Consider the following 15,243-nt stretch of genomic DNA (forward strand, 5'->3'; position numbering starts at 1 on the left):
TCAGTCACATGGCAAAGAAAGTATCGAAATGGTTCCGCATCGGGGTCGAAGGCGACACCTGCGATGGCCGCGAAATTGATGCTAACGACATCAAACAAATGGCGGAGACGTACAGCGCGAAAGCCTATGGCGCCCGCGTCAATCTGGAGCACATCAAAAGCGTATTACCGACCAGCGATTTCCGCCGTTATGGCGACGTGATCCAGCTTAAAGCCGAACAAATTAATGACGCGGCTGAACCGCTACTGCATGAAAAATGGGCGCTGTACGCAATGATCAGCCCGACCGCGGATTTAACGCAGATGGTCGGCGATGGGCAGAAGGTTTACACCTCGATGGAGATCAAACGTAACTTCGCCAATTCCAATAAATCCTACCTGGTCGGTCTGGCCGTCACCGACGACCCCGCAAGCCTCGGTACTGAAATGCTGGAGTTCAGCCGCAAAGCCAAACAGAACCCGCTCGCCGGTCGTAAATCCGATCCGGACAGCCTTTTCACGGTTGCCACCGAAGCCCTGATTGAGTTTGAAGATGCGCCGGAAACTGCCCCTTCTCTTTTCGCCCTGGTGAAACAAAAGCTTTCACGTAAACAGGCGTCAGACGATGCCCGGCTGGCCGATGTTCACGAAGCTGTCAGCGAAGTCGCTCAATACGCTCAGACCGGACTGGATAAGCATGAATCCAGCCTGACCGAACTGCTAGGTCGCGTCGATACGCTTGAGAAAACCACCGCTGCGGATCATGAGGCATTTGCCGCACTGAAGAACACGCTAACGCAGACATCGGCGCAGAAGTTCGGCCAGCGTCCGCAAGCTACCGGCGGCGCAGGCGCAGACGAGACGGTCACCGACTGCTGATCCGACACCTTTAACTCATTATAAGGAAACACCTCATGAAAAAAGAAACGCGCTTTAAATTTAATGCGTTCCTGTCTCAGCTCGCCAAACTCAACAGCGTTGACGTCGGCACGCTGGATAAAAAATTTAACGTCGAGCCGTCCGTCACGCAGACGCTGATGACCAGATTACAGGAATCCTCAGAGTTCCTGACCCGTATCAACATCATTCCGGTGGACGAAATGATGGGCGCGAAAGTGGGCGTCGGCGTCACCGGCACGATTGCCAGTACCACCAACACTGACGCCGGTGATGAACGTGAAACCGCTGATTTCACCAAGCTGGATCAGGAAGGCTACCACTGTACCAAAACCAACTACGACTTCCACTGGATGTACAGCAAGCTGGACTTGTGGGCGCGCTACAACGATTTTCAGACCCGTCTTCGTGACGCCATTATTAAGCGTCAGGCACTGGATCGCATCCTGGTCGGCTTTAACGGTGTTTCCCGCGCACCGACGTCTAACCGCGTTCAGAATCAGCTGTTGCAGGATGTCGGCGTGGGCTGGCTGCAAAAATACCGCCTGAATGCCCCGACCAAAGTGATGGGCATGATTGTCGCCGAAGACGGCACCGTGACCAATGAGGCGGTGAAAGTCGGTGGCGAAGGTGAGTACAAAAACCTCGACGCGTTGGTCTTTGATGCGGTGAATGAACTGATCGACCCCATCTATCAGGACGACACCGAACTAGTGGTGATCTGCGGCCGCAAGCTGCTCGCGGATAAGTATTTCCCACTGATCAACAAACAGCAGCCGAACACTGAGGCGATGGCCGCCGACCTGATTGTCAGCCAGAAACGCATCGGCAATCTACCCGCCGTTCGTGTGCCGGGCTTCCCTGCCAATGCAATGCTGATCACTCGCCTGGATAACCTGTCTATTTACTGGCAGGACGGCACGCACCGCCGCCACGTTGAAGAAGTACCTAAGCGTGACCGCATCGAAAACTACGAATCCATTAACGAGGATTACGTGGTGGAAGATTACGGCTGCGGCTGTCTGATCGAGAACATCGAAGTGACCGCCGGAGAAGACGACACAGCTGAAAAAGCCGAACTCAGCAAATTCACCTCGGCGATCGTTGATGCCATCAAAACTGCATCCGGTACCACTGCACCGGCAGCTCAGGAGTAAGCCATGACCAGCCCTGCCCGACGTCATTTGTTGCGGCAGTCAGCTATCGAAGCCGCGCAGCAGGATACCAGCCTGCTGCGTCATACCACCGGCTATGAACTGCTGCTGCAAAAGCTTAATGCTGACCAGAAAGCCCTGAAAAAAGCCTACTCCGCAGAGAAAAAGGCAGAACTCAAACGCAAGATGCTGCCCGAATATGCGCCGTGGGTGGCGGGCGTTCTCGCCGAGGGGAAAGGCGCACAGGACGCCATACTGATGACCATCATGATCTGGCGTATTGATGCCGGTGATTATGCCGGTGCGCTGGAAATCTCCCGCTATGCGCTGCATTACAAGCTGGCGATGCCGTTCGGCAAACGCCCTGCCGGTTATGCGCTGGCGGAGGAAATCGCCGACATGAGCACCCGCGCTCATGCTGCCGGTGAGCCGGTCAGTCTCGATGTACTCATGACCACGATGGAACTGACGGAAAACCAGGACATGCCGGATCAGGTTCGCGCCAAGCTGCACAAAATTACCGGTTACCTGTATCGCGACGCGGAGAAATTGCCGCTCGCCCTGCAACACTTGAAACGCGCCTTCCAGCTGAACAGCAACTGCGGCGTTAAAAAGGATATTGAGCGGTTGGAGTCAGCCATTAAAAAGGCAGCCAGCAGCTAAAAAGAACGCGCCCCGCGCCGGACGGCACGCCAGCCGCGACAGGTCTGTGACCTCGTTCAACGCTGGCGTCCACCGTCCCCTATTCAGAGGTCACTATGTCTCTTGTTGTACCTGCACCAAAGCCGGACGCCGCGACGGAACCCGCGATCAAAAACACGCTCTTCTGGCCGGATATCAATCCGGTGGAGTTACGCGACACGCTACGCCTGGAAGGAACGGTGACCGCCAAACGTCTGCGCGCCGTCATTAAGTACGCGCTGACCGAAGTGAATGCCGAGCTTTACAGCTACCGCGTCGCACAGCTTGCTCAGGGATACAAAACCCTTACTGATGTCCCGGCAGACCAGATTGATGACGAAAGTATCAAAGTCTGTGCCTACCTGCGGGCGGTTTCCTCAATTACGGCTGCCATTCTGGCGGAACGATATCCGAACAGTGATACCACCGATGCTGGCAGTAAAAAGGCGGAGATTATCGAAAGCACGGTTGATGAACTGTGGCGTGATGGCCGCAATGCGATCAGCGATGTCGCTGGCGTGTCGCACTGTGTGATCGGGCTGCTTTGATGAAAGTCTATGCCGAACAAGGTGACACTGTGGATTCGCTCTGCTGGCGGTATTACGGGCGTACCGAGTCGGTGATGGAACAGGTTTACGCGGCTAACGTTGGCTTAGCCGCTCGCGGGGCAATCCTGCCCCATGGCTACGCGGTGGAGCTGCCGGATATTACTCAGGCCGCAGTCAGCGAAACCGTCTCACTTTGGGACTGATGACCATGGAGCGCATCACCTCGTTTATTTGTTATTGCGTCGCTGCCTTTCTTGCCTGGCTCGGCGCAATGTCACCGCAGGATATTGCCTTTTTAGTCGGTGCCGCCGTCGGCGTCGCGACCTTCCTGGTGAACTGGTACTACCGGCGCAAAACTTACCGCCTGCTGAAAGCAATGGGCATCAGAGGGGACATTAATGCAGCCATCAATCGTTAGACGCTGCGCCGTCGCCGCAGTCCTGACGATTGCCGCGCTGCTGCCGCAAACACCAACGTTGAAGACATCCGCCGCCGGTCTGGCACTGATTGCTGATTTTGAAGGCTGCCGCCTGTCCGCCTATCAGTGCAGCGCGGGCGTCTGGACAAACGGCATCGGGCACACCGCAGGCGTGAAGCCGCAGACTCAAATAAGCGAACGTCAGGCCGCCGTGAATCTGATGGAAGACGTGATGCGGGTGGAGAAAGGCATTGCGCGCTGCATGCCGATCGACATGCCGCAGCCGGTTTATGACGCCGTGGCGTCCTTTGCGTTCAACGTCGGCGTGACGGCGGCGTGTAAATCCACCCTGGCGTTTTTCATCAACAAAGGCGAATGGCGAGAAGCCTGTGAACAGTTGCCGCGCTGGGTGTTTGTGAACGGTGTCCGCGTCACCGGCCTGGAGCGCCGCCGCGCGAATGAGCTGGCCTACTGCCTGCGGGGAGTCTGATGCGCGTTTTAATTTTATTACTGCTGGCAGCCTGCGCACTGGCGGGGCTGCAAACCTGGCGTATTGGTGGCCTGCATGATGAAGCCGACCAAGCGCAGCGCATTATCGGCACGCTGTCGGCAGGTATTGAAAGCCGCGACAACGCCATTCACCGCCTGAACGATGAGGCCGTAACGCGGGAACGGCAGGAACAAAACCTGCGCACCCAGCTCTCACGGGCGGGTGAGCAGGCACGCGTCCGTGAAATTCACCTTCAAAGGTTACTTAATGAAAATCAGGAAATACGCGATTGGTACGGCGCTCGTCTGCCTGATGCTATTAGCCGGATGCACGCACGTCCCGCCTTTGCCAGCGCCGCAGATTATTTACGTTGGCTGTCCGGCGGTGACGAGCTGCCCGATACCGGCAAGCTCGCCGGTCACTAACGGCGACTTAAGCGCCTATGTAAGAAACCTGGAGGCCGAGCTGACGTCCTGCGGCCTCCAGGTGGAAGCGGTCAAACAATGCCAGGAGGAACACCGTGTTAAAACCCGCCCAGTTGAGAAAAGCGTTAACTGATGCGGTGCCGGTGCTGCAAACCAGCCCCGACACCCTGCGGATGTTTGTGGATAACGGGCGTATTGTTTCCACGCTCAGCAGCTCGCTTTCGTTTGAGTATCAGTATCAAGTGGAACTGCTAATTACCGACTTTGCCCAGGACTGCGATCTGATCATTGTGCCTATTCTGGCCTGGTTGCGTGAGCATCAGCCGGACATAATGGCAACACCGGAGAAACAGCAAACTGGCTATAAGTTCAAAGCCGATATGCTCAATGATGGGAGCTATGACATCGCTATTCATTTGCAGTTCACCGAGCGCGTGATCGTCAAACAGATTGACGCCGGTCTGCACGTTGAGCATTTTCCTGAACCGCCAATGCCGGAGCCGGTGGAAAGGCCGCGTGAACTGTACCTGCACGGCGAGTTAGTGAGTCAATGGAATGAGTGAGCTGACCGCGTTTGATAACCATATCGATGCACTGATTGCTGCGCTTTCACCACAGCGCCGAAAAGCTTTAGCGACAGAGATTGCAAAGCGTCTGCGCAAACACCAACAACAGCGCATCAAGCGGCAGGTTACCCCGGAAGGGAAACCTTTCACCCCACGACAGGATCAGATCCTCCGCAGCAAAAAAGGACGACTCAAGCGTGAGATGTTTAGCAAGCTGCGCACGGCCAAGTACATGAAGGCCAAAGGCTCAAATAATGATGCGGTGGTGGAGTTCACTAGCAGAGTTAAACGAATGGCTGAAGTGCATCAGTACGGCCTGCGAGATCGTCCGAACGTCTGGGCTAAAGAAGCGCCTTATCCTGCTCGTCCTTTGTTGGGATTTGATGCTGAAGATTTGAAAATTGTAGAAGAAGAATTACTAATACTTATTAGCTCAGGCTTCTCCTGATATAACAGCGGCACGGAGCCAACCTAATCTGATAGGCAGCTCTGTGCCAGCAGCGAACATTGCTACATCACAATGCGTTAATCAACGGCGAGCAGGTTAATAAAGTGGTGAAAGGAGTATGTTATCCTCAGTTTTCGGCCGCCATAAACGTCAGCGATGATTCTTAACTGTACGCCCTTTAATTTACAATTGCTTCAATGAGTTACATGGATTGAGTTTAGCTAATTTTAACATTGCTTCCTTTCTGCCAAAGTAGGCAATCACATGCACACCATTTTAAGGAATGGTGTAATAGAAGGAGATGATACGCCATGCTTTTCAGATGTATTTTGTTGTTTTATAAACGTTTTATAGTGCTATAAAGGTCCGGACTGAGGAATGAAAAGTATTAAAGTCTCAAAACGCTAAGCGTGGGCAAGGTTGAGCAAAAAAAGATATAGATCGTAGATTTTTTTGATTCTCTACCTTATGATTCAAAAAAGTTCACTGGAAGATACTGTATGGCCAACAATCAACCACAAAAAACCAATGCTTCAGGTGCTGCTTCAGTAAGTCAGGTTGCTCTGCCTATTGTTCAGGATGGTTTTATAAATGTCATAACGCAGCTTCCTGCGTCCGGGTTAATGGCTAAAACATTTATTTGTTCAAACTTTGATTTAGCAAACCAAACTAACACATATTATATGAAAATTTATAATGACGATAAAATTGTTATAAATGAGATGGTTGGTTATATTCTAGCTAAATCAAGTGGCTTGGACGTGGCAAGTAAAGCCTACCTACTTGAATTAGGTACCATGACTCGTGCTCTTATTGATAGCTTTTATAAGCTTAGAGGTATCACTAACAACAGAGAGCATTACAATTCCGCATATGCTTTTATAGTATCTAGTGCCCCAGGAATAAATATAACCACTCATAGTAGTAATACAGTCGCCCAAACTGATTTTTTTAAAAAAAGAATAAGCAATTGGAATAAAAACAATTCCCTTATAGCTTTCGATGAGTGGGTGGCGAATACTGACAGGAATGCTGGTAATATTTTATTTGGTAACAATGCCAATTATGTTATTGACCATGGTGCAATGCCTGTTCAGATGAACTGGAGTAAGGGATGTTTACAATCGAATATGTGCTTCACTAACATCCACTATGCCAATACCGCTTTGGTAATGTCAAAAAATCCGGCGGATGTTGAGCTTTTGATTGAATCATCGAAACATGCTACAGCTTTCAATAATGTGAAAAATTCAATCATAGATATAATAAAAAATACAGTTAAAATGAACCCAGACTATCAACAGATGATTGATTTCCTTGAGACTAGAGCTGTTTCTGTCAGGAATGTAACATATGCGAATATGGCAGGAGCCAGATAGATGAAACAATTTAATTGGCACAAAATACAATGGATGCCGTTTTTCAATACTCAAGAAATTATTAATGTTGGCGTTGTTGTAAGTGATGATAAAAATAACATATTGAATATTAAGCTCATTGAGGATTTATCTAAAGTTAAATTCTTTTTTGGTGACTCAATAATAAGTGATGCTTCATTGGCATTTGACGTTGTGAGGGTAATGGTTAGCGGTAACACGATATCAGGTGATATTGATACTCCCCAAGTTAAAATTAGAGATCAAGGGATCGCTTTTTCCAATAGTGTTGCTTTACTGACCGAGCAATTAATGAGCCAAGTAGTAACTGCATATAAAGTTAAAGAGAGAAAATCCAGATACTCACCGTTGACAACCAAAAGGCTATTAACAACGTTAAAAGATAAAGTTCCGGATATTTATAAGGGTTATATTCCAGATAATCCATTCTTGGAAGTTAAACCAGATTTGTCTGTGTATATTCCGATGAGAAAAAATGGATTGAGCGATGTTGCGACAGTAATATCTGCAGATTATTTGGACATTGAGCGAAGATCCACTCGTTTTTATGAAGCAATGAGAGACCTTTCTTTAGTAAATATGGCCTCCAAGGGAAAAACTAATTCAAAAAGTGCTTTTGTATTAAAACCCCAAGGGATAACCCATTTATCAAATTCGCTCAGAAAGAGTATTGATGGTGAAATAGAGATGTTTAAGTACCAAGCCAAAGATAGAAGTTTTGAAGTGGTCATATGCGATGATTCGGATGATTTTGTCACTAAAGCATTATCTTGGTGCGCTTAGTTAATTGAATATAAATGTTTTTTTGTGAGCTGCGTTAAGTTTACATTTATCCAAATCATATAACCGCCTTGATGTCGCCTTTTGGTTTGGAATTAGCGTAGCTCTCATACATACGATTTGCGATTTTCACTTATTATGGCCTGCTCCCCGTTTATAGACATTCAGCTTTGTTAGTAACGCCCACATCAGATGAAAGAGTAACTGCTAACTTCCGCTTTTCGCTCAAACCAGACTGTCAGATTTAATGATGTTCTACCTACGAAATGTGTCAGCTCAAGTTCGAGCTAATATTCCTCAGTCAGTGATCCCCACGTTGTGCCACCAGCCATCAACCTGCCTCAAATTGTATGCCGCCTGACAGGGCGGCATTATTTTATCCATGAATACATCCATTCCCAAACACGACATTCCGCGCCTGCTGCGCAATCTGATCCGCATTGGCACCGTTGCCGAGGTGGATTTAGTTGCGGGCACCTGTCGCGTGAACACCGGCGGCAACGTCACCGACTGGCTGCACTGGCTGACAGCCCGCGCGGGGCGTTCCCGTTCCTGGTGGGCACCGTCTGCCGGTGAGCAGGTTCTGCTGTTCTGCCTGGGCGGAGAGCTGGATACCGCCTTTGTGATGCCCGGCGTTTTCTCTGATGAATTCCCCGCCCCGTCTGCCTCGGCGGATGCCGTACACGTCACTTTCCCCGACGGCGCGGTGATCGAGTACGAACCCAAAACTGGCGCACTGCTGGCTGCTGGCATTAAGTCCGCCACGGTAAACGCATCGGAAAAAGTCGCGGTGACTGCACCGGATATAACCTGCACGGCGAAAACGCGCATCACGCTCGACTCGCCGGAGGTGGTCTGCACGAAAAAGCTCACCACCGGCACTATCGAAATCAAACAGGGCGGCACCATGACCGGCAACCTCACACACAGCGGCGGCAGCATCACGTCAAACGGCGTGGTTGTGCATAACCATAAACACGGCGGCGTCCAGACGGGCGGCGGTAATACCGGCACACCGATCTAATAAGGGGATTTAATGAGCAAGAATCTAAAAGTATTTTTGTCTGTTTTCGCTGCCGCAATAGCTGGTGTCATGCTGGCAAGCGGGACGAATGGCTGGTGGATAGTGGCGGGTATCGGCGTGTACCTGTTGTTTAAAAATGACTAACGCTAAATACCTCGGTCTGGCTCGCGATACGGGGCGCTGCGTCGAAGACATGGCGCACATCCAGCAGTCGGTCAGCGACATTTTGCGCACGCCCGTCGGCTCCCGCGTCATGCGCCGCGACTATGGTTCGCTGCTGTCTGAGCTGACTGACCGCCCCCAGAATGCGGCGCTGCGGCTGCAAATTATGGCGGCGTGCTACAGCGCGATCCTGAAATGGGAGCCGCGCGTCAGCCTCACCGGCATCACCTTTGAAACGACGTTCGACGGGAAAGCGGTGGTTGAACTCACCGGCATCCGCATAGACACGTCCGCCGCCATCTCCTTAATCCTTCCAGTGAGCTGAATTATGGCAACTATCGACCTGAGCCAGTTACCCGCCCCCGACGTGGTGGAGGTGCTGGATTATGAAATTCTGCTGGCGGAGCGCAAAGCCACGCTGGTGTCGCTTTACCCCGAAGACCAGCAGGCCGCTATCGCCCGCACGCTGACGCTGGAGTCTGAGCCGATTGTGAAGCTGCTGGAGGAGAACGCTTACCGTGAAGTGATCCTGCGTCAGCGGGTTAATGAGGCGGCGCAGGCCGTCATGCTGGCCTACGCGACCGGCGCTGACCTCGACAACATCGCGGCGACGTTCAGCGTGGAACGCCTGACCATCACGCCTGCGGATACGGTCAGCGTGCCCGCCGTGGCGGCGGTGATGGAAAGCGACGCCGATTTTCGTATCCGCGCACAGCAGGCGTTTGAAGGGCTGAGCGTGGCGGGTCCGGTCGGCGCGTATGAGTATCACGGGCGCTCTGCCGACGGGCGCGTGGCGGACATTTCGGTGATCAGTCCGTCGCCCGCCTGCGTGACGATTTCCGTGCTGGCACAGACCGGCAACGGCACCGCGCCCGCTGACCTGCTGGCGAAAGTGCAGGCCGCGCTCAACGATGAAAACGTGCGCCCCGTGGCCGACCGCGTGACCGTTCAGTCAGCCACCGTCGTGAATTACACCATTGATGCCGTGCTGTATCTGTTCCCCGGTCCCGAAGCCGAACCCATCCGCGCAGCCGCCGAGGCGAAGCTTATCGCCTACACCACCGCGCAGCACCGTTTAGGCCGCGACATCCGGCTGTCAGCCATTTACGCCGCGCTGCACGTTGAGGGCGTCCAGCGGGTGGAGCTGAAAAGCCCGAAGGCCGACATCGAGCTGGACAAAACCCAGGCGTCATTCTGCACCGCCTACACCTTAAAAGTGGGCGGCTACGATGAGTGATCGCCTGCTGCCCGTCGGTTCATCCGCGCTGGAGGTGGCCGCCGCCGACGCCTGCGCCGCGCTTGAAAACGTGCCGGTGCCGCTGCGGCAGCTCTGGGATCCGCTGGCCTGTCCGGCAAAGTTTTTACCTTACCTGGCGTGGGCGCTGTCGGTTGACCGCTGGGATGAAAACTGGCCGGTTGCCACTAAGCGGCGCGTGATTCAGTCGGCCTGGTTCATTCACTGCCATAAGGGAACCATTGGTGCTATTCGCCGCGTGGTGGAGCCGCTCGGCTACCTGATCAATGTGACCGAGTGGTGGGAAACGAATGACGAACCGGGGACGTTTCGCCTGGACATCGGCGTGCTGGAAACCGGCATCACTGAAGAAATGTATTTAGAGATGGAGCGGCTGATAGCCGATGCCAAACCCGCAAGCCGCCACCTGATCGGGCTGACCATCACCCAGGATATTAAAGGCGACGTTTACATTGGCGCAGCGCAGTACGTCGGCGAGCTGCTGACCGTTTACCCCGCATAAGAGGACGATATGAGCACATTTAAATCCGTTGTCACCACGCTCGGCCAGGCGCGCATCGCGGCGGCCATTGCGGCGGGGACTGACATCAACATTACGCAGCTGGCCGTCGGCGACGGCAACGGCAAGCCAACAACGCCGGTCGCCTCACAGACCAAGCTGGTGAAAGAGGTCTACCGCACGCCGCTCAATTCCTTAAAGCTGGATCCGACTCATGGCAACTGAGTGATTGCCGAAGCGGTACTGTCTGCCAGCGTCGGCGGCTTCTGGATGCGTGAAATGGGGCTGTTCAGCAGCGACGGCGCGCTGATTGCCGTCTGCAACATGGCGGACACCTATAAACCGACGCTGGCGGAGGGTTCAGGCCGCACGCAGACGTTGCGCATGGTGATCGCGGTCAGCAACACCGAAGTGATCAACCTGCTGATCGACGACTCGGTGATTATGGCAACCGAGCAGTATGTGAACGACCTGCTGGCCGCGCATGAGAAATCGCGCAATCATCCAGACGGCACCACTGCGGCAAAGGGATTTGTTCAACTGAGCAGCTCGGTCAGCAGTACCAGTGAAGCGCTGGCCGCCACGCCAAAAGCAGTGAAGACTGCCAATGACAACGCCAATACGCGCGTCCCTTCCACGCGTAAAATTAACGGTAAGGCATTAAGCGCTGACCAAACTCTGACGGCGGCGGACGTGGGGGCGCTGCCTGTGGCATCCGCTGTACTGGGCACGACAAATATCAATACACTTAACCTGGCAAAAATAGGCGTCTACGTGCAGAGCACCGGCGCGAATGCCACGGTCGCGAATGGCTATCCGGCGGGCTCGCAGGCGGCGGGCGTGCTGGAGGTGATCCCCGCTTCCTGGACAGGCGGCGTTCTCCAGCGTTACACGGTGCAAAATACCGGCCTGGTGTGGACACGTGCGCTCAATGCCTCCTGGAATGGCAGCGATGGACCCTGGCGTAACTGGGAGCAAGTGAGCGCAGTCAATTCCGTTAACGTACCCACCGCCATTCTGACCGCTACCGATATTAATACTTTGGGTTTTGCCAGCGGCAACTCAGGCACGGCGATTTACTCACAGCCTAAAAATGTGAACGCGACCGCCGCGCTGCACTATCCCCAGACCATCGCGGGTACACTGTACGTGACACCCAGCGCCTACGGCTGCCAGCAGATGTATGTGACGTTTACGGGCAATATCTGGAATCGCGGATTGTCTGCTGACTGGAACGGGGCAGATGGTCCCTGGAAAGAATGGGTGCCGACCTATAGCGCAAACAACAAGCCGACGGCGGCAGACGTAGGCGCCTGGACGGCAGCGCAAAGTGCCGCCAGTGAAAAGGCGCTGTCTGATGAAATTGCCACGGCCTTTAAAATCCGCACCAACTTAACCGCAACGGATACCCCGAACACCTTGCGCGGCAGCAGTATGTTTGGGCATTACGGCGTGCCAGGTGCTGCTGCGGCGACCACGGAAAAAGGCTATCCGATAAATAATTTTGTCGGCGTGATTTTCGTTACCTGGGGTCCGAATGCGACGCAGCAAATTGCTTTCAATAACAACGGACGGCAATTCACCCGCTCTATGACGGGGGCGTGGAACGGTGTCGATGGTCCATGGTCTGCCTGGAATGAAATTTACTGTCAGGCAAACAAACCGACATTCGCAGACGTCGGCGCACTGCCTGCGGGCGGTACCGCTGTCGCGGCTTCTAAACTCGACACCGCGCGGAAGATTGCCGGTGTAGCCTTTGACGGCACCAAAGACATCAGTATAAGCGCAGCAAACGTCGGCGCACTGTCATCGGGCGGCACTGCCGTAGCAGCGACTAAACTCGCCACCGCCCGGAAGATTGCCGGTGTAGCCTTTGACGGCACCAAAGACATCAACCTCACCAACTCGAATGTCGGGCTGGGGAATGTCGGGAATTTTGCCGCTGTTCAGCAAGGCGGCGGTGCCGGTATGCAGAGCAATAAAGTCTATATCGGCTGGACGGGTTCGAAGGTCAAAATTCAGGTAGATGCTTCTGATATGGGAGAGGTATACACCACCAATTTCCCGCCGCCGCAGCAAGATTTGTCAGGGTATGCTCACCGTGATTGGATCACCTATGTTGGCCTCGAGGCTGATAACCCAAATGCCCCTTACATGAGGCGTGCATCAAATAATGCGCTGGTTTATTTAGCAACCAGCGCCTGGTCGGACTCTCGCTTTATTTATGACGTGCAGCGCGGCAGCCAGGCGCTGGAGAATGCGGGATGGACGGCGCAACAGAACTGGGAAGCGCCTACCGGTTGTTTCATGACGGGGTTAAATATCCGCTCGGATATGGGCGACTGCCGAATGATGGGGAAATACTACCGCGCATTAATGATTAGAACGGCCAGCGGAAGCTGGCGTCAGGTGGGTAACTAAGATGATCACATTTAAAAATATCAAAATTTCTAAGCAGGTGTTAGAGGAAGGCATTCCCCTGCCCGTGATGTATTTTGAAGATGAAACGGGTCAGGACTGGTACAAACTGCGAGATGAAAAATGGCAGGGCGAAAACTGTTTCATTGCCGTTGGTGCTGACGGATTTATTTCTACCTGGTCGGATAACCCGAACTTTCTCACCCTATCTGAAGGCGTGAGCATTTACGAAATCAGCCGCGAAGCGCTGCCGGAAGATGTCAGTGATCACCCTTACAGCTATGCAAACGGCGAGTTCGTGAAATTTGTACAGCCTGCGATTGAAGTCGCCGCGCAGCAAAAAAATACGTTGCTCAGCCAGGCCGCCGCCGCCATTGCTCCGCTACAGGATGCGGTTGATGTTGACGACGCCACCGACGAGGAACTGGCGAGCCTGAAAGCCTGGAAGAAATACCGCGTTGCGCTGAATCGCCTGGAATTATCCGCTGCGCCGGATATCGACTGGCCTGCTGTACCTGAATAAATTGATCGCTGAAAACGATCAATTACGGATAATTGATCAGTAGTAACTATTTGAACATATCCCGCATATGTCTAAGGATATCCCCAGACTTTTTAGGAGGATGAAATGGTATTAAACCAGGAAGAAGCGGAGATAGTTGCGGGATTTATCGCGGCAAACTGGGCGGCATTTTCACAAGCCGCTGAGGGCGTGATGTCCGTTTACGCTTTGCACCGGCTGGCTGAAAAATTAGGGTTGGAGAATTAACTCCCCCGCTTTTCAATTCTATTGACCACTGCCCCCTGGAGGGGCTTTTTTGTATCTGGCCTTCACCACGTTGTGCCATTTCCCACACACCCCGCCCGCCGTGCCTGCGCGTACACAACACGCGATGATTGACCTCACCCCAATCACAGGAAAAAACACCATGGCTGATTATCATCACGGTGTGCGCGTTGTTGAAATCAACGACGGCACCCGCGTTATCTCCACCGTTTCCACCGCCATCATCGGGATGGTCTGCACCAGCGATGATGCGGACGCCGACGCGTTCCCGCTTGATACGCCGGTGCTTATCACCAACGTACTGACCGCCGCAGGCAAGGCCGGTAAAACCGGCACGCTGCGTTCATCCCTGATGGCAATCGCCAACCAGGCGAAACCCGTTGTCGTTGTCGTGCGCGTTGCCGAAGGTGACACCGAGGCGGAAACCACCTCGAACATCATCGGCGGCACCGACGCCACCGGCATGTATACCGGCATGAAAGCCCTGCTGTCTGCCCAAACCGAACTCGGCGTGAAGCCGCGCATTCTCGGCGTGCCGGGGCTGGATAATCTGGACGTCGCGACGGCGCTCGGTGCCGTCTGTCAGCAGCTGCGCGCCTTCGGTTACGTCAGCGCATACGGCTGCAAAACCGTGTCCGATGCCATCAAGTACCGCGAGAATTTCAGCCAGCGTGAGCTGATGGTTGTCTGGCCGGATTTCGTTGCCTGGAACACCACCACCAACGCCAGCGACATCGCGCCCGCCACCGCCTATGCCCTCGGCCTGCGTGCCAAAATCGACGCCGAAACCGGCTGGCATAAAACCCTGTCTAACGTCGGCATCAACGGCGTAACCGGCTTGTCTGCCAGCGTCTACTGGGATTTGCAGACCCCAGGCACCGATGCAGATCTGCTGAACCAGGCGTGCGTCACCACCCTTATCCGCAAAGGCGGCTTTAAGTTCTGGGGGCAGCGCACCTGCTCTGACGATCCGCTGTTCCTGTTTGAGAACTACACCCGCACCGCGCAGGTGCTGGCGGACACCATGGCCGAAGCGCATCTGTGGGCAATGGACAGACCGCTGACCCCGACGCTTGTCAGAGACATGATTGCGGGCATCAACGCCAAACTGCGCGAGATGAAGACCGCCGGTCTGATCATTGACGGTAACTGCTGGTATGACACGGACGCTAACACCGTCGAAACACTGAAGGCGGGCAAGCTGTTCATTGATTACGACTATACGCCGGTGCCGCCGCTGGAAGATTTAACCCTGCGTCAGCGCATCACCGATCAGTACCTGGCGGAGTTCGCCACGTCCGTCAACAGCTAAGAGG

The 15,243-nt window shown here is 53.7% G+C and carries 22 protein-coding genes and 1 pseudogene; all 23 read left to right on the forward strand.

What is annotated here, in order from left to right; all coding sequences use genetic code 11:
- Nucleotides 1–8: 8 nt before the first annotated feature.
- The 23 genes and pseudogenes from J1779_RS21370 (at nucleotide 9) to J1779_RS21465 (ending at nucleotide 15,239) form a co-directional block, all read left to right on the forward strand.
- Nucleotides 9–857 (forward strand): GPO family capsid scaffolding protein, encoded by an 849-nt coding sequence (locus J1779_RS21370; RefSeq protein WP_217204716.1) that lies wholly within the window; start codon nucleotides 9–11, stop codon nucleotides 855–857.
- A gap of 35 nt (nucleotides 858–892) precedes the next feature.
- Complete coding sequence (locus J1779_RS21375; RefSeq protein ID WP_217204717.1) at nucleotides 893–2,032, forward strand: phage major capsid protein, P2 family; 1,140 nt, start codon at nucleotides 893–895, stop codon at nucleotides 2,030–2,032.
- Between the two features lie 3 nt (nucleotides 2,033–2,035).
- Nucleotides 2,036–2,692: a phage terminase small subunit gene (locus J1779_RS21380; protein ID WP_217204718.1), complete on the forward strand. Its 657-nt coding sequence runs from the start codon at nucleotides 2,036–2,038 to the stop codon at nucleotides 2,690–2,692.
- 95 nt (nucleotides 2,693–2,787) lie between these two features.
- Nucleotides 2,788–3,258, forward strand: coding sequence for a head completion/stabilization protein (locus J1779_RS21385; RefSeq protein ID WP_217204719.1), 471 nt, complete (start codon nucleotides 2,788–2,790; stop codon nucleotides 3,256–3,258).
- Nucleotides 3,258–3,461 carry a tail protein X gene (locus tag J1779_RS21390; RefSeq protein WP_113876574.1) on the forward strand — a complete coding sequence of 68 codons (204 nt, stop codon included), beginning with the start codon at nucleotides 3,258–3,260 and terminating at the stop codon, nucleotides 3,459–3,461. Before J1779_RS21385 ends, J1779_RS21390 begins: the two co-directional genes overlap by 1 nt.
- Before the next feature lie 5 nt (nucleotides 3,462–3,466).
- Complete coding sequence (locus J1779_RS21395) at nucleotides 3,467–3,676, forward strand: phage holin (protein ID WP_112287005.1); 210 nt, start codon at nucleotides 3,467–3,469, stop codon at nucleotides 3,674–3,676.
- Entirely contained in the window at nucleotides 3,657–4,166 is a 510-nt protein-coding gene (locus J1779_RS21400; RefSeq protein ID WP_217204720.1) for a lysozyme, read from the forward strand. The genes J1779_RS21395 and J1779_RS21400 overlap by 20 nt, the downstream gene beginning before the upstream one ends.
- Nucleotides 4,166–4,591: an Rz-like lysis system protein LysB gene (gene lysB, locus J1779_RS25590; RefSeq protein WP_238485253.1), complete on the forward strand. Its 426-nt coding sequence runs from the start codon at nucleotides 4,166–4,168 to the stop codon at nucleotides 4,589–4,591. Before J1779_RS21400 ends, lysB begins: the two co-directional genes overlap by 1 nt.
- Nucleotides 4,479–4,724 carry an Rz1-like lysis system protein LysC gene (gene lysC, locus J1779_RS21405; RefSeq protein ID WP_238485254.1) on the forward strand — a complete coding sequence of 82 codons (246 nt, stop codon included), beginning with the start codon at nucleotides 4,479–4,481 and terminating at the stop codon, nucleotides 4,722–4,724. The genes lysB and lysC overlap by 113 nt, the downstream gene beginning before the upstream one ends.
- A complete protein-coding gene (locus J1779_RS21410) occupies nucleotides 4,687–5,154 on the forward strand; it encodes a phage tail protein (RefSeq protein ID WP_217204722.1) in 468 nt (155 codons plus the stop codon). Before lysC ends, J1779_RS21410 begins: the two co-directional genes overlap by 38 nt.
- Nucleotides 5,147–5,605: a phage virion morphogenesis protein gene (locus J1779_RS21415; protein WP_217204723.1), complete on the forward strand. Its 459-nt coding sequence runs from the start codon at nucleotides 5,147–5,149 to the stop codon at nucleotides 5,603–5,605. Before J1779_RS21410 ends, J1779_RS21415 begins: the two co-directional genes overlap by 8 nt.
- Nucleotides 5,606–6,105: 500 nt before the next feature.
- A complete protein-coding gene (locus J1779_RS21420) occupies nucleotides 6,106–6,984 on the forward strand; it encodes a hypothetical protein (protein WP_217204724.1) in 879 nt (292 codons plus the stop codon).
- Nucleotides 6,985–7,785, forward strand: coding sequence for a DUF3037 domain-containing protein (locus J1779_RS21425; protein ID WP_217204725.1), 801 nt, complete (start codon nucleotides 6,985–6,987; stop codon nucleotides 7,783–7,785).
- A 379-nt stretch (nucleotides 7,786–8,164) separates the two neighbouring features.
- Nucleotides 8,165–8,806, forward strand: coding sequence for a phage baseplate assembly protein V (locus tag J1779_RS21430; protein WP_217204726.1), 642 nt, complete (start codon nucleotides 8,165–8,167; stop codon nucleotides 8,804–8,806).
- Between the two features lie 12 nt (nucleotides 8,807–8,818).
- Entirely contained in the window at nucleotides 8,819–8,950 is a 132-nt protein-coding gene (locus tag J1779_RS25670) for a hypothetical protein (protein WP_274388825.1), read from the forward strand.
- Nucleotides 8,943–9,293 carry a GPW/gp25 family protein gene (locus J1779_RS21435; RefSeq protein WP_217204727.1) on the forward strand — a complete coding sequence of 117 codons (351 nt, stop codon included), beginning with the start codon at nucleotides 8,943–8,945 and terminating at the stop codon, nucleotides 9,291–9,293. Before J1779_RS25670 ends, J1779_RS21435 begins: the two co-directional genes overlap by 8 nt.
- Before the next feature lie 3 nt (nucleotides 9,294–9,296).
- Nucleotides 9,297–10,205 carry a baseplate assembly protein gene (locus J1779_RS21440; RefSeq protein WP_217204728.1) on the forward strand — a complete coding sequence of 303 codons (909 nt, stop codon included), beginning with the start codon at nucleotides 9,297–9,299 and terminating at the stop codon, nucleotides 10,203–10,205.
- Entirely contained in the window at nucleotides 10,198–10,725 is a 528-nt protein-coding gene (locus J1779_RS21445) for a phage tail protein I (protein WP_056780212.1), read from the forward strand. Before J1779_RS21440 ends, J1779_RS21445 begins: the two co-directional genes overlap by 8 nt.
- Before the next feature lie 9 nt (nucleotides 10,726–10,734).
- Nucleotides 10,735–11,121, forward strand: a pseudogene (locus J1779_RS25595) (phage tail protein); the annotation flags it as partial.
- A gap of 45 nt (nucleotides 11,122–11,166) precedes the next feature.
- A complete protein-coding gene (locus J1779_RS21450; protein ID WP_238485270.1) occupies nucleotides 11,167–13,143 on the forward strand; it encodes a pyocin knob domain-containing protein in 1,977 nt (658 codons plus the stop codon).
- Nucleotide 13,144: 1 nt separating this feature from the next.
- Complete coding sequence (locus J1779_RS21455; protein ID WP_217204729.1) at nucleotides 13,145–13,663, forward strand: tail fiber assembly protein; 519 nt, start codon at nucleotides 13,145–13,147, stop codon at nucleotides 13,661–13,663.
- A gap of 105 nt (nucleotides 13,664–13,768) precedes the next feature.
- Nucleotides 13,769–13,909: a hypothetical protein gene (locus J1779_RS21460; RefSeq protein WP_217204730.1), complete on the forward strand. Its 141-nt coding sequence runs from the start codon at nucleotides 13,769–13,771 to the stop codon at nucleotides 13,907–13,909.
- A gap of 160 nt (nucleotides 13,910–14,069) precedes the next feature.
- Nucleotides 14,070–15,239 (forward strand): phage tail sheath protein, encoded by a 1,170-nt coding sequence (locus J1779_RS21465; protein ID WP_217204731.1) that lies wholly within the window; start codon nucleotides 14,070–14,072, stop codon nucleotides 15,237–15,239.
- Nucleotides 15,240–15,243: the final 4 nt, after the last annotated feature.

Source organism: Rahnella rivi (genome assembly GCF_019049655.1).
Classification (GTDB): domain Bacteria; phylum Pseudomonadota; class Gammaproteobacteria; order Enterobacterales; family Enterobacteriaceae; genus Rahnella; species Rahnella rivi.